Source organism: Rossellomorea sp. RS05, from assembly GCF_039822645.1.
Lineage (GTDB): Bacteria > Bacillota > Bacilli > Bacillales > Bacillaceae_B > Rossellomorea > Rossellomorea marisflavi_B.
This window is the reverse complement of record NZ_JBDKWY010000001.1, coordinates 1315225-1333168: the sequence shown is the minus strand read 5'-3', so window position 1 is coordinate 1333168 and position 17944 is coordinate 1315225. Positions and strand designations below refer to the sequence as shown.

At 49.4% G+C, this 17944-nt stretch carries 23 protein-coding genes and 1 tRNA gene; 21 read left to right on the top strand and 3 right to left on the bottom strand.

Annotated features, from left to right (window positions below; genetic code table 11):
- Positions 1-14 precede the first annotated feature (14 nt).
- Complete coding sequence (locus ABJ225_RS06960; protein WP_347319126.1) at positions 15-650, top strand: MBL fold metallo-hydrolase; 636 nt, start codon at positions 15-17, stop codon at positions 648-650.
- A gap of 36 nt (positions 651-686) precedes the next feature.
- Here the strand turns inward: ABJ225_RS06960 and ABJ225_RS06955 are convergent, their stop codons facing one another.
- Positions 687-932: a DUF2626 domain-containing protein gene (locus tag ABJ225_RS06955; protein WP_048006080.1), complete on the bottom strand. Its 246-nt coding sequence runs from the start codon at positions 930-932 to the stop codon at positions 687-689.
- Between the two features lie 335 nt (positions 933-1267).
- Here ABJ225_RS06955 and ABJ225_RS06950 point away from each other — a divergent pair, with 335 nt between their 5' ends.
- Positions 1268-1648 (top strand): Spx/MgsR family RNA polymerase-binding regulatory protein, encoded by a 381-nt coding sequence (locus tag ABJ225_RS06950; RefSeq protein ID WP_053426580.1) that lies wholly within the window; start codon positions 1268-1270, stop codon positions 1646-1648.
- 479 nt (positions 1649-2127) lie between these two features.
- Here the strand turns inward: ABJ225_RS06950 and ABJ225_RS06945 are convergent.
- Together ABJ225_RS06945 and ABJ225_RS06940 are read right to left on the bottom strand one after the other, a co-directional pair.
- A tRNA-Gln gene (locus tag ABJ225_RS06945) sits at positions 2128-2199 on the bottom strand.
- Positions 2200-2290: 91 nt separating this feature from the next.
- A complete protein-coding gene (locus ABJ225_RS06940; protein ID WP_286188244.1) occupies positions 2291-2587 on the bottom strand; it encodes a LysM peptidoglycan-binding domain-containing protein in 297 nt (98 codons plus the stop codon).
- A gap of 327 nt (positions 2588-2914) precedes the next feature.
- Between ABJ225_RS06940 and ABJ225_RS06935 the strand changes: the two genes are divergently transcribed.
- The 19 genes from ABJ225_RS06935 (at position 2915) to ABJ225_RS06845 (ending at position 17672) form a co-directional block, all read left to right on the top strand.
- On the top strand, positions 2915-3517 hold the full coding sequence (locus ABJ225_RS06935) for a TetR/AcrR family transcriptional regulator (protein ID WP_218246192.1): 603 nt from the start codon (positions 2915-2917) through the stop codon (positions 3515-3517).
- Positions 3518-3530: 13 nt separating this feature from the next.
- Positions 3531-5009 (top strand): o-succinylbenzoate--CoA ligase, encoded by a 1479-nt coding sequence (locus ABJ225_RS06930; protein ID WP_218246191.1) that lies wholly within the window; start codon positions 3531-3533, stop codon positions 5007-5009.
- Positions 5010-5426, top strand: a complete 417-nt coding sequence (locus ABJ225_RS06925) for a MaoC family dehydratase (RefSeq protein WP_048012604.1) — start codon at positions 5010-5012, stop codon at positions 5424-5426.
- Positions 5426-6439, top strand: a complete 1014-nt coding sequence (locus ABJ225_RS06920; RefSeq protein WP_218246190.1) for a 3-oxoacyl-ACP synthase — start codon at positions 5426-5428, stop codon at positions 6437-6439. Before ABJ225_RS06925 ends, ABJ225_RS06920 begins: the two co-directional genes overlap by 1 nt.
- Positions 6366-8267: a 6-bladed beta-propeller gene (locus tag ABJ225_RS06915; protein WP_481900599.1), complete on the top strand. Its 1902-nt coding sequence runs from the start codon at positions 6366-6368 to the stop codon at positions 8265-8267. Before ABJ225_RS06920 ends, ABJ225_RS06915 begins: the two co-directional genes overlap by 74 nt.
- Positions 8268-8282: 15 nt before the next feature.
- Positions 8283-9485, top strand: coding sequence for a substrate-binding domain-containing protein (locus ABJ225_RS06910; protein WP_347319122.1), 1203 nt, complete (start codon positions 8283-8285; stop codon positions 9483-9485).
- Positions 9486-9546: 61 nt separating this feature from the next.
- The gene (locus ABJ225_RS06905) at positions 9547-10320 is read left to right on the top strand and encodes an ABC transporter ATP-binding protein (protein ID WP_347319120.1); all 774 of its coding nucleotides are present in this window, start codon (positions 9547-9549) and stop codon (positions 10318-10320) included.
- On the top strand, positions 10298-11002 hold the full coding sequence (locus tag ABJ225_RS06900) for an ABC transporter ATP-binding protein (RefSeq protein WP_347319118.1): 705 nt from the start codon (positions 10298-10300) through the stop codon (positions 11000-11002). The genes ABJ225_RS06905 and ABJ225_RS06900 overlap by 23 nt, the downstream gene beginning before the upstream one ends.
- A gap of 22 nt (positions 11003-11024) precedes the next feature.
- Positions 11025-11897: a branched-chain amino acid ABC transporter permease gene (locus ABJ225_RS06895; RefSeq protein WP_056535391.1), complete on the top strand. Its 873-nt coding sequence runs from the start codon at positions 11025-11027 to the stop codon at positions 11895-11897.
- Positions 11894-12889 carry a branched-chain amino acid ABC transporter permease gene (locus ABJ225_RS06890; protein WP_048006067.1) on the top strand — a complete coding sequence of 332 codons (996 nt, stop codon included), beginning with the start codon at positions 11894-11896 and terminating at the stop codon, positions 12887-12889. The genes ABJ225_RS06895 and ABJ225_RS06890 overlap by 4 nt, the downstream gene beginning before the upstream one ends.
- 138 nt (positions 12890-13027) lie before the next feature.
- The gene (comGA, locus tag ABJ225_RS06885; protein ID WP_481900607.1) at positions 13028-14101 is read left to right on the top strand and encodes a competence type IV pilus ATPase ComGA; all 1074 of its coding nucleotides are present in this window, start codon (positions 13028-13030) and stop codon (positions 14099-14101) included.
- Positions 14052-15107, top strand: a complete 1056-nt coding sequence (gene comGB, locus ABJ225_RS06880) for a competence type IV pilus assembly protein ComGB (RefSeq protein ID WP_347319114.1) — start codon at positions 14052-14054, stop codon at positions 15105-15107. The genes comGA and comGB overlap by 50 nt, the downstream gene beginning before the upstream one ends.
- Positions 15108-15127: 20 nt before the next feature.
- Positions 15128-15448, top strand: coding sequence for a competence type IV pilus major pilin ComGC (gene comGC / locus ABJ225_RS06875; protein WP_347319112.1), 321 nt, complete (start codon positions 15128-15130; stop codon positions 15446-15448).
- Between the two features lies 1 nt (position 15449).
- Positions 15450-15881: a competence type IV pilus minor pilin ComGD gene (gene comGD / locus ABJ225_RS06870; protein ID WP_347319110.1), complete on the top strand. Its 432-nt coding sequence runs from the start codon at positions 15450-15452 to the stop codon at positions 15879-15881.
- On the top strand, positions 15865-16182 hold the full coding sequence (locus tag ABJ225_RS06865) for a hypothetical protein (protein ID WP_347319108.1): 318 nt from the start codon (positions 15865-15867) through the stop codon (positions 16180-16182). The genes comGD and ABJ225_RS06865 overlap by 17 nt, the downstream gene beginning before the upstream one ends.
- On the top strand, positions 16148-16591 hold the full coding sequence (gene comGF, locus ABJ225_RS06860; RefSeq protein ID WP_290032287.1) for a competence type IV pilus minor pilin ComGF: 444 nt from the start codon (positions 16148-16150) through the stop codon (positions 16589-16591). The genes ABJ225_RS06865 and comGF overlap by 35 nt, the downstream gene beginning before the upstream one ends.
- A complete protein-coding gene (locus ABJ225_RS06855) occupies positions 16581-16937 on the top strand; it encodes a hypothetical protein (protein ID WP_056535413.1) in 357 nt (118 codons plus the stop codon). The genes comGF and ABJ225_RS06855 overlap by 11 nt, the downstream gene beginning before the upstream one ends.
- Positions 16938-16940: 3 nt before the next feature.
- Entirely contained in the window at positions 16941-17441 is a 501-nt protein-coding gene (locus ABJ225_RS06850; protein ID WP_347319106.1) for a shikimate kinase, read from the top strand.
- 3 nt (positions 17442-17444) lie between these two features.
- Positions 17445-17672 carry a YqzE family protein gene (locus tag ABJ225_RS06845; protein WP_317950150.1) on the top strand — a complete coding sequence of 76 codons (228 nt, stop codon included), beginning with the start codon at positions 17445-17447 and terminating at the stop codon, positions 17670-17672.
- Positions 17673-17944 lie beyond the last annotated feature (272 nt).

The window sequence follows — 17944 nt, the reverse complement described above, 5'->3', positions numbered from 1 at the left end:
GGAGGTGATAACATATGGAATGGAAACAAATTCCTCTCGGCCCGCTTCAAACGAACTGCTATGTTTTTTGGAATGATAAGAAAGACTGCCTGATTTTCGATCCGGGAGGGAACGGCGATACCCTGATCCGCTGGTTGGAAAAAGAAGACCTCAATCCGGTGGCCATCTTATTGACTCATGCCCACTTTGATCATATCGGGGCAGTGGATGATGTACGCGATCGCTTCGGCATACCGGTCTATGTACATGAAAAGGAAGCGCAGTGGTTGATTGATCCCTCATTGAATGGTTCAGTCCTATTCATGATGGAAGAAAAGATAAGCGCGAGAGCAGCCGACTACATATTGACGGATGAGCAGAAGTTGGTGATCGGCTCCTTTCATTTGACCCTGTTCCACACCCCGGGCCATTCTCCGGGAAGCATCTCCTATTACCTGGGGGATGAACACGTCGTGGTGGCAGGCGATACGCTCTTCATGGGAAGTATCGGAAGGTCAGATCTGCCTGGAGGGAACCCTCAGCAGCTCCTAGCGAGCATTCACGACCATCTACTATCATTGCCGGAAGAGACAATCGTCCTGCCGGGCCATGGACCAGAAACGAGTATCGGTCATGAAATGGACGGGAATCCCTTTCTCAATGGATATTAAAAAAAAGCCTTTAGCATATGAGCTAAAGGCTTTTTTTTAGTGGCCTCCTGCGCCTGGAGTCATCATAAAGGTGGTCCAATATGTGAAGCCGGCGAAAAACACGGTAAGGTAGGCACCGAAAACATAGATATACATACGTTCGGATAGCTTTAAATAACTAAGCATAATGAAAAAACCTGTTTGCCCTAAGAATAGCAATGATGTCTTTGGCATATCGCCAAGGTAAAAAAATACCGCAAAGATACCCGTCCAAAATCCTAAAACTCTGAACATTCGATCCATATGTAAACCCTCCTTTACCCTCTGTCCGTCGTAAGTAATTATAAATGAAATCTACCATAAAAGTAAATATCAGTTTATTGGGACTTTGTGACGGAAAAGTGATATTCATGCCTCTTAACAAGAAGTATAGTACATATCGTTCCACTTTGAAAGGGATTTCAAACGTATTGGATTTGGAAATGCGCAAGCCCTTTCATTTTATTTTTAAGATAGGTCGGGAGACTGTTAAAAAAATGTTCACAACTTTCGAGGGATAATACTGTACATATATTGTACAAGTGATATACAATATGTTTAACAAAGATTGAACAAACGATTTCAAGGAGGATGAACCAATGAATCATTTAACATTTTATACGTATCCAAGCTGTACATCATGCAGGAAAGCGAAGAAATGGTTAACTGCCAATGCTGTTGATTTCAATGAAAGACATTTATTCAGGGAAACCCCAAGCCCGGAAGAACTCATGCATCTCCTTGCCCTCACGACAGAAGGACTGGATGAAATCCTTGCAACCAGAAGCCAGACTTTCAAGGATCTCGGCAAGGACGTCAACGACCTTCCACTTTCCGAAGTCATCCAACTGATTGTCAAAGAGCCAAAACTTCTTAGAAGACCTCTTCTCACAGATGGTAAGAAATTGGTTGTCGGATACAATCCAGAGGGGCTCCAGGGACTTGCGTCAAAGAAGAGAGCACTGAAAAAGAGCAGCTAGAGGTAAATGGCATGAAGAAAATTCAATATGAATAGCCAAGCAGACACCCGAGGGAGTGCCTGCTTTTTTATGTTGTGTTTGGCTTTGAAAAACAGGTGTGAATGAAGAGGGAGGAGGGCATGGGGCCAGTCGAAGCTTTTTTTGAGGTTAAGCTCCGGGGGCTTGAAGCTCGAGGGTATTGTCGCTTCAGGGCGAGCCGCCTCCGCTTTTCTTGACGTCTAGCTCCGGCGGGTTGAGCTCGAGGGTATTGTCGCCTCAGGGCGAGCCGCCTCCGCTTTTGATACTGTCTAGCTCCGGGGTCTTGAAGCTCGAGGTCATAAGCCAAAGACCCCAAAAAGGCACAGAACGCCTTTCCAGGGTCTTTGACTTATGCTTGTCGCTTCAGGGCGAGCCCCCTCCGCTTTTCTTGACGTCCAGCTCCGGCGGGTTGAGGCTCGAGGGTATTGTCGCCTCAGGGCGACCCGCCTCCGCTTTAGATACTGGGCTAGCTGGATTCGAACCAACGCATGTCGCAGTCAAAGTGCGATGCCTTACCGCTTGGCTATAGCCCAAGGTTTGCTTGTACAAAGGTTAGTATGAGAGGTATTAGAGAATTTATACATGAAAAGGGAGCAAATCTGAGAAAGATCTGCTCCCTTTTGATCAAGAGTCACATATTTGAACGTTGCTGTACTTAATGAAAAGCTTCTGTCCGACATAAATTTTGTCTGGATTCGAAATGTTGTTGTTCTTCATGATGGTGTTAACAGATACACCGTGCTTGGCTGCGATGCCGGAGAGGGTGTCACCTGATTTTACATAGTGATAGATTTTGGCATACTCACATTTGGTCGTTCCATTGGTTGCGGCTTCCGCAGATGGAGTATGGAATCCTCCTACACCTGTTAATAGACCGAGAGAAAGAGCGGAAGCAACGACGACTTTACCTATTTTTTTCATATACATCTCTCCTCATTTCATGATTCTTGCTTGTTTAGTGTAAATGAAAATCAAATTATGTAAAAGTTTGGATTTTTTAATCTATATGCTATTCGTCAAAAGAAAAATGTTAAAATGAGTCATTTTCTGGGATTTATACTCATTTCCATTCTTTTGGGCATATAAAACCGATGATCAGTTGCATCTACCATAAGCCCTCAAGGAATGTTGGACCAGAGGTTCCCATTGAATCATAAATGAGGTTTTCTCCACGAAAGTAAAAAAATCCTAATTTTGTATTGTAATTTTTAGAATATTAAATATAATAAAAACTGAGAGGTGATTCATATGTCAGAAAAAATCATGATCGAAGAGAAACAACTGACGCCGAAAGGAATTGAAACAAGGGAAAAACTGCTGAAGGCAGCTGAAGAAATATTCGGCACGAAAGGCTTTTATGAAACATCCATCGTGAATATTTCTCAGGAAGCCAAAGTGGCTCAGGGGACATTCTATAACTATTTCCCTTCTAAAAAAGATATCTATGACGAGCTGATCCGGAACTACAGCCGGGATCTGAGGCTGGCCATCAAGGAAGGAATGACCGCTGCTTCTACATACGAGGAAGCACAGCGAAAGGGATTCTACTCCTTCTTCACCTGGGTCAAGAACCATCCGAATTTGTACAGCATCGTCCAGCAGGCGGTCGTGGTGGACCGAGACTTATACAAATGGTATTATGGGAAGCTTGCCAATGGGTTCTTGAAAAGTTTGTCCGAAGGAATGGAGTCCGGTGAGTTCAAGGTGCTGGATCAGGAAACCGTCGCTTATTGCCTGATGTCCATCGGTCAGTTCCTCGGAATGAGATGGGTGTACTGGGAATGCTCTGACGTACCGGATGAAGCATTCGAATCGGCCATGAGCCTGATATTCGACGGGTTGAAAAATTAAAGGGGGAGGAATCATGGAAGGAATATCATATTGGATCGGGAAATGGGCGTATCTGCGTGGTGAGAAGGCCGCCATTATAACTGATCAGGAGTCCATCACCTACAAAGAATTGAATGAGAGGATCAATCGCGCCGCCGGTAAGCTTCAACAGGTGTTGAAGGTCGGCACAGGGGAACGGGTGGCCATCCTGTCGCAGAACCGGATGGAATATATTATCCTGTTATTCGCCACAGCGAAAATAGGGGCGGTTGCTGTTCCGCTTAATATCCGGTTGAGTGCAAGTGAGCTGGTGTTTCAGCTCATGGATAGTGGCACGAAGGTCATTGCAGCGGATGAAGAGCATGTCCCGCTTGCCAAAGGACTACTGAGGGATACGGATGCAGAAACGGTCCTACCTTTGGATGAGTTGGTGGATGGCCCCCTCTTATCTTTACATGAAGAGAAAAATGTAAGCGCTCCCTTTATTGTCTGCTATACATCGGGGACGACTGGGAAGCCGAAAGGAGCGGTCCTCACCCAGGAAAATATGTTCTGGAATGCAGTGAATAATACACTTGCCGTAGAGCTCACGTCTGATGACCGTTCGATTGTGCTACTGCCCCTGTTCCATATCGGGGGCATCGGGTTGTTTGCCCTTCCGACTCTCTTTGCCGGTGGAACGATTGTGATTCCGGGTAAATTCGATCCGGAAAAGACCCTTGAGATGATCGAGGAACACAGGGTCACCATCGTCATGGGGGTACCGACGATCCACCAGGCGCTCCTCCATTCACCATCCTTTGATGGGATAGACCTATCATCCGTGCGCTGGTTTTACAACGGAGGAGCTCCGTGTCCACATGAGCTGATTACTGCATATCTTGAGCGTGGATTCCTGTTCGGTCAGGGATTCGGCATGACGGAAACCTCGCCGACCGTATTCATGCTCATGAAGGAAGATGCCCGAAGGAAAATTGGTTCCATTGGAAAACCTGTCATGTTCAATGATTTTAAATTGATGGGAGCAGATGGGCAGACGTGCCGTCCGGGTGAAGTGGGTGAGCTCACCGTGCGAGGGGCAAACGTCATGAAAGAGTATTGGAACCGGCCGGACGCCACGAAGGAAACGATTGTGGATGGGTGGCTTCATACAGGTGACCTTGCCCGTGTGGACGAAGAAGGCTTTGTGTATATCGTCGGGCGCAAGAAGGAAATGATCATTTCCGGAGGGGAGAACATTTATCCTCTCGAGGTGGAGCAGGTGATCAATCAGATCGAGGATGTGGAGGAAGTGGCCGTCGTCGGTGCAGCCGATCCACGGTGGGGGGAAGTGCCTGTTGCCTTCATTGTGAAGAAGAAGGGAAGCTCCCTCAGTGAAGAGGGGGTCCTCGGTCACTGCACCAGTCAGCTTGCACGATACAAGCTGCCGAAGGTGATCACATTCCTCGAGGAACTGCCAAAAAATGCAACGGGAAAAATTCAAAAAACTCAGCTGGTAAGGAGCGGATCGTAAATGAGTACGTATACAGTCGGACAACAAGCCGCATGCAGTAAAACCATCACGGAATCGGATATAGTCATGTTTGCCGGTTTGAGCGGTGATTTCAATCCCGTCCATATTGATAAGGAGTATGCCCAGACAACAAGGTTCAAGGAGCGGATCGCCCATGGCATGCTGACGAGCAGTCTCTTATCTCAGCTTCTCGGTGTTCATCTCCCTGGGAAAGGGTCCATCTATATGGAGCAATCGATCCGTTTCAAGTCACCGGTCTATATCGGGGATACCATCACGGCAAAGGCAACGGTACAAGAGTTCAATGAAGAGAAACATGTCCTGACCCTCCTGACCGAGTGCTTCAATCAAAATGAAAAAGTAGTGTTGACCGGGACCGCCAAGATGATGGTCCCAAGTGAAGGAGGAACGGTGTGATGGCTATCGGCATTCAATCGACGGGAACCTTCTTTTCCCCTGCGGTAGAGACTGCTGCAGACCTGGCGATCAAGACAGGTATTCCGGAAAACATTATTATTGAAAAATTCGGGCTGTATGAGAAGCATGTGTCGGATGACACCATGCATGCATCCGACCTGGCGATTGCCGCCGGGAAAGAGGCGCTGGGAGCGATGGATCCTGACGACCTCGACGTGGTCATCTACTTCGGCAGTCCCCATAAGGATTATCATGTATGGTCCAGTGCACCGAAAATCCAGCATGAGCTCGGGGCAAAGAATGCGTATGCATTCGAAATCATGAATGTGAGCTCATGTTTTCCCATCGCCCTCAAAGTGGCGAGGGACATGATCAGATCGGATGAATCGATCAACCATATCCTGCTTGTCGGAGGATGCAAGGAATCACAAATCCTTGATCATGGCAACCCGAGGGCACGCTTCATGTTCAACTTCGCTGACGGAGGGGCGGCCGCCCTGGTTTCCCGTGAGGCCACCCAGAGTGAGATCCTCGAGAGTGCCATCATCACCGACGGTTCCTTCCATGATGACGTAAGGATTCCAGCGGGAGGCTCCAAGCAGCATGCAAGCCATGAATCGGTCGATGCCAATCAGCATTATATCGACGTCAAGGATCCCATGTCGATGAAAGAACGCCTGGATCCGGTTTCGATTCCGAACTTTGCCAAAGTGGTGAAGGATGCCCTTGCAAAAAGCGGATATAAAACGGAAGACGTCAAGGCCCTCCTTCCGCTTCATACGAAGCGCTCCATGTTTCGGGAGCTCCTCGATACGCTGGAGATCAAGGAAGAAAATGCGGTGTACCTAGATCATCATGGTCACATGTCGTCCCTTGATCCCTGCATCGGCCTCCATTTCGCCCAGGAAAGAGGTCTCCTCGAGCCGGGTGATATCGCCGTTGCGGTCAGTGCAGGAACCGGATATACATGGGCGGCAACCGTCATCCGCTGGAACGGTCCATCTCATGCTTAAAAGAGCCGTCGTGGTGGTTGTGCTGCTCTTGACCCTCCTGGCGCCAACACAAGCCGGGGCTGCCTATTCCTTCAAGGGAGCGTTCGGCAACGGGGTGGATCCCGGTAACCTATTCCGGACTCCGGTTGCAATGGCGAAAGATGAAAACGGATTCATTTACATGGTGGATATGGGGAACAGCCGCATCGTCAAGATGGATGCCGGGGGAAAGGTCGTGAAGACGATCGGCTCCCTTGGCAGCTCCCCTGGGAAATTCAATATGCCCTTCGGTATTGCAGTCGATCGTGAAGGGAATTTCCTTGTAGCAGACACAGGGAACTACCGGATCCAAAAATTCGACCGGAACTTCAACTTCCTGAAGAGCTGGGGAACAAAAGGAGACGGTCCTGAGGAGTTCGGATTCCCGAGGGAAATCGCCGTCGACAAGGATAATCGTTACTATGTCACAGATGAATTCAATCACCGGATCCAAAGATTCAGCAGTGAAGGAACGTATGAAAAGACGATCGGCTCCTACGGACGAACAGACGGCAAGCTCGCCCTTCCACAGGGAATTGCCATCAATGACCAAAACGAAGTGTACGTAGCCGATACCTATAACAATCGGATCCAGGTATTTTCTAAAGATGGGGCCTTCAAGCGTAAGATCGGTGGAACACAGGGTGTGGGACCCTACCAATTCTATCACCCGAGGGGGTTGAATTTCGATGCGAGGTCCGGCGCCCTCTATGTGGCTGATACGTACAATAACCGCATCATGAAGTTCGATTCCAGTGACCGTTTCCTCTATACGACGGGTGCGTTTCCGACGCTTGCCTTCCCGAACCAGATCATCTCCGATGGGACAGGGGATCTATATGTCACCGATACGGGAAACAACCGGTTGATGGTCTTCAAAGAAGTCGGGCTGACGGTCTCATTCAAGATGGCCATCGGTGACGGCCGCTATGGGGATAAGACGTATGCAGGGCCGTTCGATGTCGAGAGTGATTCAAAAGGCAATACCTTCGTCTCCGATTCTTTCAATCACAGAATCTTAAAGTATGACTCCACTGGTAAGGTAACAGGTAAGTGGGGGAGTCTACTGGGAACGGGCGGTCCGATTGCATACGGAAGCCTGGCTGGCCAATTCTACGTGCCGAGGCAGATGGCCGTCGACAAATACGATAACGTATACGTAGCCGATTCGGTCAACAACCGCATCCAGAAGTTCTCAAATAATGGAACATTCCTTGCGGCATACGGCTCATTGGGCACACTGAGCGGATTCTTCCGACTTCCGAGTGGCATTGCCGTTGACAGCAAAGGGAATATCTTCGTCTCAGATTCAGAGAATAACCGGATCCAGAAGTTCAACTCCTTCTTTGTATACCAAAAGGAATGGGGGAGAAAAGGGACGGGGAACGGTGAATTTTCACAGCCCATGCAGCTTGCCATAGACTCAAAGGATAACGTGTATGTGGTCGATCGCATCAATAACCGCGTCCAGAAGTTCGACAATAATGGAACCTTCCTCGCCAAATGGGGGACGGCAGGAGGATCGGGGAATCTGGATCCTCTTGAAAACTGGGGAGAGGAACCTGGTGCCCTCTTCCTGCCGACTGGTATCGCCATCGACCAGAATGATAAGGTCTATGTGACGGATACCTCCAACAATCGAATGAATGTGTACAGTGATAAGGGTGCGTTCCTCGAGCAGTTCGGCTCATTTGGGGGAGAAGATGGGAACTTTTTCTCACCTCAAGGACTTGATATCGATTCAACCGGAAAAATCACCATTGCAGACGGTCTTCTTCACAAGCTTCAGTTCTTTAAAAAAGATGAATAATGGGGGAATAAGAAGATGAAGAAATCTAAGTGGGTCAAAGCAAGCTTCCTGGCGGCGTGTTCGGTCATGTTGATGGCGGGTTGTTCCGGGAAAAGTTCAGGTTCCAGTGACGATACAATCAAAGTGGGAGTACTCGCCTCCCAGACCGGAGCGCTTGAAACGTACGGAAAACAAACGATCCAAGGTTTTGAACTCGGCCTTGATTATGCAACGGACGGTACGAATGAAGTGGACGGGAAGAAAATTGAATTCATCGTGGAAGATACAGAAACAAAACCTGACGTTGCAGTAAAAAAAGCGACGAAGCTCCTGGAAGAAGATGAGGTCGATTTCCTGGTGGGGTCTTCGAGTTCGGGAGATACCCTCGCTGTCCTTCCACTGGCTGAAGAATACGAGAAAATCATGGTGGTTGAACCTGCCGTGGCAGATAGCATCACAGGCGAAAACTGGAATAAATACATCTTCCGGACCGGGCGGAATTCATCCCAGGATGCTGTCGCAGGTGCTGCTTCCATCGCCGAAAAGGACGTGAAGATCGCCACGCTCGCACAGGATAATGCCTATGGACGAGAAGGGATTGAAGCCTTTAAAGAAGGTGCAGAGAAGCTCGGTGCAGGCATTATCAACGAACAGTATGCAGATCCGAATTCGACTGACTTCACTGCCAATATCCAAAACATCATCAAGGATAAGCCGGACTACCTCTTCATTGTATGGGCAGGGTCCAATGCGCCCTGGAAACAGCTCAAGGATATGAAAGTCGAAGAGCAGGGCATCAAGATCTCCACTGCCGCTCAGGATATCAATTCCCTGAAGACAATGGATTCCCTCATGGGGATGATCGGATTTTCCATCTATTATTACACGCTGCCTGATAATGAAGTCAATGACTGGCTCGTTGAGAAACATAAGGAAAAATATGATGGCGAGGTGCCGGACCTTTTCACTGCAGGCGGAATGAGCGCTGCCATCTCCATTGTGGAGGCCATCAAAAAAACCGATGGTGATACCGAAGCAGAGACATTGATCAAAGCCATGGAAGGAATGGAATTCGAAACGCCTAAGGGGATGATGAAGTTCCGTCCGGACGACCATCAGGCACTTCAATCCCTCTATGCCATCACGCTTGAAGAGGAAGAAGGGGTCGACCACCCGGTACCGGTCCTCATCAGGGAATTGGATATGAACGAGACAGAGCCACCGGTACGTAACAAGTGACGAAATCAGAATATTCAGGGAGTTTCGCTCCTTGAATGCTATCCATAGAGGAGGTACCGGAATGGACACGATATTACGCACGGCCCGTCTATCCGTTTCATTCGGGGAACATGATGTGATCAAAGAAGTAGACTTGGAGATTGAGCGAGGGAAGCTCATATCAATCATCGGTCCGAATGGTGCCGGCAAGACGACCCTGTTCAATCTGATCAGCGGGCAGATCAGCCCGACGAGAGGGGAAATCTTCTTCAAACAACGGAATGTCACGGGATTATCGATCCCCATGAGAGCACGTGCCGGCATCGGCAGATCCTTTCAGCTCACCAACATCTTCCCTGAATTGACCGTACTTGAAAATATCCGCCTCAGTGTTCAATCGGCAGGGAAGGATTACTATTCCATCTTCCCGAAACCAGGGTTGAAAAGACGGCAGGAAGAGGAAGCAAGGGAGCTAATGGAGACGTGCATGCTGAATGAAAAGGGTGATTCCCTTGCCATCGACCTGGCACACGGTGAGAAACGTAAGCTTGAGCTTGCCATGCTTCTAGCCCTCAAAACGGAACTGCTTCTCCTTGATGAGCCGACTGCGGGGATCTCCATCGAAGACATCCCGGCAATCCTCGAAGTGATCAACAGGATAAAGGAAGGCGGTCACCATACCATCGTCCTCATCGAACACAAAATGGACATGGTGATGCACCTGTCTGATCGATTGGTCGTACTTTTCAACGGAGAGCTGCTTGCAAGTGGGGATCCACGGACGATCATCAAGGATGAGCGCGTACAGACGGCGTATCTTGGAGGGATGCATAATGAATCTATTAAAAGTGGATGATCTTCAAACCTATCTCGGACAGTACCATATTCTGCAGGGTGTGTCCCTCGGGGTCAGAGAAGGGAGCATCACGGTCCTGTTCGGCCGGAACGGGGCAGGGAAAACGACCACGCTCCGCTCGATCATGGGATTCAATCCGAAGAGCACGGGATCGATCCGCTACAAGGACGAATCCTTGAGAGGCGCCCCGACCCATCAGATTTCGAAGAAAGGAATCGGGTATGTTCCTGAGAATCAAGGGATATTCGGCAGCTTGACGGTGGAAGAGACCTTGAGTCTTGCAAAAGTGAAAGGGGACCAAGGGGCTGAGGAAAAGGCAGAATGGATGCTGGACCTGTTTCCGGACCTGAAGACATATTGGCATAAAAAGAGCGGTCTATTATCAGGAGGGCAGAAGCAGATGCTCGCCATCTCCCGGGCATACATCAATGGGGATGGCCTCCTCCTGATCGATGAACCGAGTAAGGGGCTTTCACCGATCATGGTGGAAAAACTGATGGAATCGATCCTGAAGATGAAAGAAAGGACGACGATTCTCCTTGTCGAACAGAACTTCATGATGGCAAGCAGGATCGGGGATTATTTTTATATCATGGATGACGGAAAGATCGTCCACGACGGTCGGATGAACGAACTGGTGGAAGACCGTGAGATGTGCAGGAAGTATCTTGGGATAGCATAGGTGTTTAGGGAGTGGATCAAGTATGGACGTAATCATTAATCTATTGGTGAACGGCATCTCGACGGGACTGCTGATTTTCCTCCTCGCAGCGGGTCTGACGCTGATCTTCGGCTTGATGGACGTGTTGAATTTTGCCCATGGGGGGCTGTTTGTATGGGGAGCATTCATGGGGGCCTGGGTTTTCAATGAGACGGGAAATTTTCTCCTGTCGGTAGCGGCGGCGATTTTGATCGGAATGGTTCTCGGCCTCGTATTGGAACGATTTTTGATCCGGCCGGTCTATGGAAATCACGTCAGGCAGCTCCTCATCACCCTTGGAGGGATGCTTGTCCTGACAGAGAGCATCAAGATCTTATGGGGACCGAATCCCATAAGAGTGAATCTTCCGGAGTGGCTGCAGGGAAGTTTTCAATTTGACGGGGGAGTGATCCTCATCAAATACAGGTTGTTTGTGATCGTAGTGGGGATCATCATGTACGCCGCACTCTGGCTTCTATTGAGTAAGACGCGGATCGGCCTCATGATCCGGGCCGGGGTCATCGATAAGGAAATGGTGCAGGCCATGGGGATCAACGTCAAAGCCATCTTTACATTTGTGTTCCTCCTCGGATCTGCCATGGCGGCAATGGGCGGTGCCCTTCTTGCCCCGTATTCAGGTGTCGTATTTGCCGAGATGGGGATGCAGTATGCCATCCTTGCTTTCATCGTCGTAATCATCGGCGGGATGGGAAGCCTTCAGGGGTCGGCCCTTGCCTCATTGATCGTCGGGGTCCTAGGCGCTTTTATGGCCTACTACATTCCAGACCTTTCCCTTGCCCTTAATATGCTGCTCCTTGCCTTCGTCTTACTGGTGAAGCCGACCGGACTCATGGGGGAGAAGGGGGGAGCCGTATGAAAAGCATGACGAATCGCATCCCTCTTTACGGAGGGATGGCAGGCTTGGTGGCCTTGATGCTGTTTCCTTTTGTCAATGATTCAAGGAGCATGCTCATCATGTTCACTCAGATCTTCATTTTCGCCATCTTTGCCATGAGTTTCGACATCCTTCTTGGGTATACAGGGATCGTTTCCTTCGGTCACTGCATGTTCTTCGGCCTGGGTGCCTACAGCGTGGCCCTCATGTTCAATAATCATGAGGCCACACTGGGGAACTTCATCATCGGGCTACTGATCGGCATCGCCCTTTCAGCCGTGGTGAGCTATGTGATCGGTCTCCTGTCCCTTCGTCTAAAGAGCCATTTCTACGCCATGCTCACCTTGGCCGTTTCTCAGCTGTTCTTGGTTCTTGCCGAGAAGTGGAGGGGGCTGACCATGGGAGGGGACGGCTTTACATTCTCTGTGCCGGATGTGTTCAAAGATCGCATGAGCTTCTATTATGTAACCTTGATTGTCATGGCATCCATCTTCATACTGTTGAAGTTATTCACCTCCTCGTCGACGGGGAAGGTACTGAAGGCCATTTCCCAGAATGAGTACAGGACGGAAGCGCTTGGGTTCAAGACGCTTCATTACAAGCTCATGGCGAGTGTCACGTCCGGCATGGTGGCCGCATTGAGCGGGGCCCTGTATGCGGTTTCGCTACGGTTCATCAATGTGAGCGTATTCTCCATCGAAGTGACCCTCGATGCCCTGCTCATGACCATGATCGGCGGTCTTGGGACGCTGATCGGTCCCATCATCGGGGCCGGCATCATCGAGTTCCTACGTCACTATCTCTCGGAACTGGCATCGGTCTACCCGATCTTCGAGCGCTGGACGATTTTCCTCGGCTTCCTCTATATCGTCGTCCTCTTGGGATTCCCGAAAGGATTGGCAGGTGTGGTGAAGTCCCTGAAGGGTAAAAAGAAGAAAGAGAGAAAGAACGACGAAGTGAAGAAAGCAGCCTGACCCAGGGGCCCCGTCTAATCGGACGGGGCCTTTCTGGATAAATCAAGTAAATGAAAAAAGTTGAGGAGCTTTGCAGGATTTTCAGGTTTTTTGTCGTATATATATCTTCAAGACTACTGAAAGGTGGTGTGATTCATCATTTACTCTGTCGAAACCTTCTCCGAACGGATGATTTCGGAAGCATTTCGCAGTCATGCAACAGATGTTCATCTCGTCCCCCGAAAGAACGATTACCTCATTCAGTTCAGAAAGCTCGGAACACTCATCCCCTTCAAGACGATCGACGAAGACCAGGCCGAGCGCCTCATCGCACATCTGAAGTTCATGTCCTCCATGGATATCGCAGAGAAGCGAAAGCCCCAAAGCGGCTCCTACACCCATTTCATCTCACGGATCCCCCTGGCACTGCGGGTATCCACCCTTCCGACCACCCATCTCAAAGAAAGCCTCGTCATCCGGATCCTGCCCGAACGCTATCAGATCCCCATCGAGCATATGTCCCTCTATCCATCATCAGCTAAAAAACTCGTCGCCCTGCTCATGCACTCCCACGGTCTTATTCTATTTACCGGACCGACGGGAAGCGGGAAGACGACCACCCTTTACTCCCTTGTCCACCATTGTGCCGTTTCCCTTAACCGCAACGTCATCACCCTGGAAGATCCTGTTGAGAAGGCCCACGATGAGATGGTCCAAATCCAGGTGAATGAAAAGGCAGGTATCACGTATTCGACCGGTCTTAAAGCCATTCTCCGCCATGATCCGGATATTATCATGGTCGGGGAGATCCGGGATAAAGAAACCGCTGAGATTGCCGTCAGGGCAGCCCTCACTGGACATCTCGTCCTCTCATCTGTCCATACGCGGGATGCGAAGGGGGCCATCTACCGGCTCATGGAGCTCGGAATCAAATGGCATGATATCGAACAGACCATTTTGGCGGTTTCTGCCCAGAGGCTGCTTCGATTGAAATGCCCGGTATGCGGAAATGATTGCTTCGGGGAATGCCTAGCTGAAGGGAAGAGGACCAACCGGGCTACGGTTTTCGAGATCCTGACGGGCAAAGAACTGAAGAATGTACTGATGGAAGCAAAGGGTGAAAAGGTCGACCATCGATACCTGACGCTGAAGCAGCTCATCCGGAAGGGGGTGGCCCTCGGATATGTTCCGGAATCTGAGTATCGGAAATGGATACATGAAGAAAAGGGATGAGCAGGGAAAGTTCCTGAAGCGTATGGGTTCCCTCCTCGAGAAGGGATATACGTTCAGTGAGGCCGTGGACTTCCTGCTCATCCCCGACCGTCCAGAGGCGACCGTCTTGAAAACCCGCATCCTCCATTCCCTGCAGGAAGGCGTACAGGTATCCAAGGTCATCACGAAAGAACTCTCACTCCCCACCCATGTGAGCGCCCAGATCTATTTTGCCGAGTTCCACGGGCAGATGGGAGCAACCCTCATGGGTGCAGGGGATTACCTCCTGCAGAAGCAGAAAAATCAAGAGAGGCTCAAGCGGGTCATCCAGTATCCCTTGATGCTCATCATCATCGCCGGAATGATGATGGTCCTCCTCCGGAATGTGCTTTTTCCGAAATTTGAAACGCTCTACAGCTCCATGGGCTATGAACCTTCCACTGGCGTGCAGCTTTTACTCTCGTTCGTAAAAGCCGTCCCCCTCCTGCTCGCGGGAATCCTTGCTATACTTCTCTCAGCTGGGGTCATGCTTTACCTTTTCCGTCACCGGATTTCCCCGGTCACCATTTCCATCCACACGAGCAGGATTCCTTTCTTTTCCCGCTTCTTCAAACTGGCCCACACCCACTTCTTTGCAAGGGAACTCGGGTTTCTACTGAGCAATGGTGTGTCCATCACCGAATCCCTCAGAATCATTGAACAACAAACCTTCCGACCGACCCTTCAATATGTATCCGGCGAGCTCATACAGGGCTTGAAGTCGGGTATGTCCCTCCATGAGTGTGCAGGTGCCATCCCTTTTTTTCAGTCGGAGGTCGCCTATATCATCCACCACGGTCAAACGAACGGACGGCTGCCGGAAGAATTGCAGCTCTACGGGGATATGTGCTTTGTGGAGCTCGAAGAAAGGAGCGGTGCCCTCCTTAAATACATCCAGCCAGTCATCTTCAGTTTTGTCGGCTTATTCATCATGGCCATTTACTTTTCAATCATGATGCCCCTGTTCCAAATGATGCAGGGAGTATGAGTTCAGAAAGGGGAATAAACGTGAAACACCTATTAAAAGATGAAAGAGGGTTCACCCTCATTGAGATGATGATCGTACTCCTGGTCATCTCGGTCCTGTTGTTCATCGCAATCCCGAATGTGACGAAACAGAGCGGTTCCATCAATGCGAAAGGCTGTGAGGCCTTTGTAAATATGGTGGAAGGACAGGTCGAAGCATATAAAATGGATGGAAATTCGGGTCAAGTCACGATCCAGAATCTTGTGACAGAAGGGTACTTGAAGGATGAGTACAAGGCATGTCCCGATGGGAGGGCCATCACAATCGGACAGAATGGTAATGTAAAGGTAAGCGATTCTTAGGATGCGGGGAGAAAAGGGATACACTCTTGTAGAGATGCTCCTGGTCCTGTTCATGACGGGCATCTTGCTGACATGGGTTGTGTTTTCCGTGAATCCGACGAAGGCGTCAACGGATGAAAAGGTCTTCGTCGCCCAGCTTCAATCCGACCTCGCTTACGTTCAAAGCTATGCGTTCCGCTACCAGATTCCCGTCCGCATCACCTTTTATCCCGAGAATGGATCCTATATCGCGAAAAATGTCCTGAATGAAACGTTATTCAATCGAAAGCTCCAGGAAGGTTTCGAAATCAAATCCAGCACGTTGTACGACATCACCTTCTATCCAAATGGAAATACCAATCGATTCGGCAGCATCAATTTTGCACGTGGCGGTACCAAGTATCAATTGACCTTTCAAATCGGACAGGGGCGTTATTATGTTCAAAAAAAATGATGGCTTCTCCTTCCCGGAAATGCTGATAGCATTCAGTTGTCTGCTGCTGATCACCGGTGTCTTCCTACCCTTGTTGTTGAACCAGTCCGTTCTGCTCAGGGATAAGCAGTCCGAAGTGGAAGCATTGAAATGGATGGAGGAGGGGGTTGAACGTGCCATGGTCACGAAAAAGTATGGAAGGAGCTCGAAATCATATGGAGGGGTCGACTATACGAGGTATTGGGAAGGAGGGGCATCATCGATCTGCGTGGAAATGCAGAGGGGCCGTGACATCAGAAAAATATGCAGCTTTGTGGAATGAGCGTGGATTCACTCTCCTTGAAGCCTTGTTTTCCTTCTTTATCGTCTGCCTCATTTCATTTTCCATCCCGTTGGTGATTAAAGGCTTCTCCCTCGTTCGGGAGGAAATGATCCCACCGCCGTATTACCAGTGGACCTTATTCAATGAGAGTGTCAGGCAAGAAACGTGGAAATCCAGAGGGATGACCGTAACGAATTCAGGGTTTTCATTTATCTTGAATGGGGAGAAGGTCACGTATGAAAAATATCAGGATTCCATCAGGAGACGTGTGAATGATAAGGGGCATGAAGTGGTCCTTCAGAAGCTTTCTTTGGTCAGTTTCCACGCAATAGACGGTGGAGTCAGGATAGAGGGGGTATTTCTTGATGGGAAGAAGCTTGAAGGCGAGTTCTTTTACTATGGGGAATGAGAAAGGGTTCATCCTGCCTTTCACGTTGATGTTCCTGTCTGTCATCTTGACCGTGGCTGTCGCTTCAAAAGATCTATACGTGAGTAAATACCGCTACCTGACCAATATGCAAAACGTGTACGAGAGAAAAATCAGCTTGTACCAGACCGTGCTTTATGAAATGGAAGCTGGCAGCGGTGTCGATGGACTCCGTAAGGGAAGTTTCGGCACGATGAGCGTGGACTACCTGGAGGGGTCTGGTGACCTCCAGCAAATCGAAGTGAGATTGAATCAGCCTGGTGAGGTTTTTCTTCCGGTCGCAGTCGTGTATAATAAGGACACAAAAAAGATAGTGGATTGGAAGTAGATTATGGAATCAATTGTGCTAATCGGATTTATGGGAGTAGGAAAAACGACAATCGGACATATTCTCTCAGAGAAGGTCGGCCTTCATGTCGTGGACATGGACGAATACATTGTCGAGCAAGAGGGGATGCCGATCCGCAAAATTTTCGAGCGTTTCGGCGAAGGATATTTCCGTGATCTCGAAACGGCCGTCCTGGCAAAGCTCTTGAAGGAAGCGTGCATCATCACAACGGGAGGAGGGATCGTCGAGAGGAAGGAGAACCGCACTCTGCTTGGCGAAAGCGGATGCGTGATCCATCTATCCGCTCCGTTCGAGAGCCTGTGGGAGCGGCTTGAAGGAGATCCCGACAGACCCCTTGCACAAAATCCCCGTCATGAAGTGGAGAGTCTGTTCAGTCGTCGCATTCCCCTATATGAGGAAGCGAGGACCCATGAGGTGGACACCGGCGGAAAAGATGAAGAGGCGGTCACACGCGAGATCCTCTCCCTCCTCGGCAGGAATTAAAGCATGGAAACCTGGGCATACTGGATGGGTGAAGGTGGTGGCAGGATGTCTGTAAATGACTACGTCAAATTCTTGACCCAGACCGTGGTTCAGCATTATAACAAATCACCCCAGGAGCGGAAAACAATCAGGAAGCAGCGCAAGACCCGGAAGGAACCATTCCTGTATCGATGGTTCGGCATCATCCCATATGCGGTCGGGCTGTTTTTCAAAAAAAATAGGAATCAATAAAAAATGGCTGAGACAAACATGTTCTAGTCATAGTAAAACCCGAATTCATTTGCTGATGATCAGGCAAAATAATTCGGGTTTTTACTTTGTTTCATTACGCTTATATTGTTTCCTGCGGTTGAGTGCAAGACGAAGGATCCGGCGGGAAAAGTGGCCCCCGGCAGGCTTGCGAGGCTCACGAGCTACCCGTGGAAAGCGAAGTCTTGCACGGAAATCATCAAGGTTATTAGGAATCAGCCCTACTATTGTTTGTTATTACATGGTCCTTTTTT

What these genes read in the sequence shown, in the direction of transcription:
- ABJ225_RS06960 (WP_347319126.1), top strand. Translation starts at nt 15, where the DNA reads ATGGAATGGAAACAAATTCCTCTCGGCCCGCTTCAAACGAACTGCTAT.
- ABJ225_RS06955 (WP_048006080.1), bottom strand. Translation starts at nt 932, where the DNA reads ATGGATCGAATGTTCAGAGTTTTAGGATTTTGGACGGGTATCTTTGCG.
- ABJ225_RS06950 (WP_053426580.1), top strand. Translation starts at nt 1,268, where the DNA reads ATGAATCATTTAACATTTTATACGTATCCAAGCTGTACATCATGCAGG.
- ABJ225_RS06940 (WP_286188244.1), bottom strand. Translation starts at nt 2,587, where the DNA reads ATGAAAAAAATAGGTAAAGTCGTCGTTGCTTCCGCTCTTTCTCTCGGT.
- ABJ225_RS06935 (WP_218246192.1), top strand. Translation starts at nt 2,915, where the DNA reads ATGTCAGAAAAAATCATGATCGAAGAGAAACAACTGACGCCGAAAGGA.
- ABJ225_RS06930 (WP_218246191.1), top strand. Translation starts at nt 3,531, where the DNA reads ATGGAAGGAATATCATATTGGATCGGGAAATGGGCGTATCTGCGTGGT.
- ABJ225_RS06925 (WP_048012604.1), top strand. Translation starts at nt 5,010, where the DNA reads ATGAGTACGTATACAGTCGGACAACAAGCCGCATGCAGTAAAACCATC.
- ABJ225_RS06920 (WP_218246190.1), top strand. Translation starts at nt 5,426, where the DNA reads ATGGCTATCGGCATTCAATCGACGGGAACCTTCTTTTCCCCTGCGGTA.
- ABJ225_RS06910 (WP_347319122.1), top strand. Translation starts at nt 8,283, where the DNA reads ATGAAGAAATCTAAGTGGGTCAAAGCAAGCTTCCTGGCGGCGTGTTCG.
- ABJ225_RS06905 (WP_347319120.1), top strand. Translation starts at nt 9,547, where the DNA reads ATGGACACGATATTACGCACGGCCCGTCTATCCGTTTCATTCGGGGAA.
- ABJ225_RS06900 (WP_347319118.1), top strand. Translation starts at nt 10,298, where the DNA reads ATGAATCTATTAAAAGTGGATGATCTTCAAACCTATCTCGGACAGTAC.
- ABJ225_RS06895 (WP_056535391.1), top strand. Translation starts at nt 11,025, where the DNA reads ATGGACGTAATCATTAATCTATTGGTGAACGGCATCTCGACGGGACTG.
- ABJ225_RS06890 (WP_048006067.1), top strand. Translation starts at nt 11,894, where the DNA reads ATGAAAAGCATGACGAATCGCATCCCTCTTTACGGAGGGATGGCAGGC.
- comGB (WP_347319114.1), top strand. Translation starts at nt 14,052, where the DNA reads ATGTTCCGGAATCTGAGTATCGGAAATGGATACATGAAGAAAAGGGAT.
- comGD (WP_347319110.1), top strand. Translation starts at nt 15,450, where the DNA reads ATGCGGGGAGAAAAGGGATACACTCTTGTAGAGATGCTCCTGGTCCTG.
- ABJ225_RS06865 (WP_347319108.1), top strand. Translation starts at nt 15,865, where the DNA reads ATGTTCAAAAAAAATGATGGCTTCTCCTTCCCGGAAATGCTGATAGCA.
- ABJ225_RS06855 (WP_056535413.1), top strand. Translation starts at nt 16,581, where the DNA reads ATGGGGAATGAGAAAGGGTTCATCCTGCCTTTCACGTTGATGTTCCTG.
- ABJ225_RS06850 (WP_347319106.1), top strand. Translation starts at nt 16,941, where the DNA reads ATGGAATCAATTGTGCTAATCGGATTTATGGGAGTAGGAAAAACGACA.
- ABJ225_RS06845 (WP_317950150.1), top strand. Translation starts at nt 17,445, where the DNA reads ATGGAAACCTGGGCATACTGGATGGGTGAAGGTGGTGGCAGGATGTCT.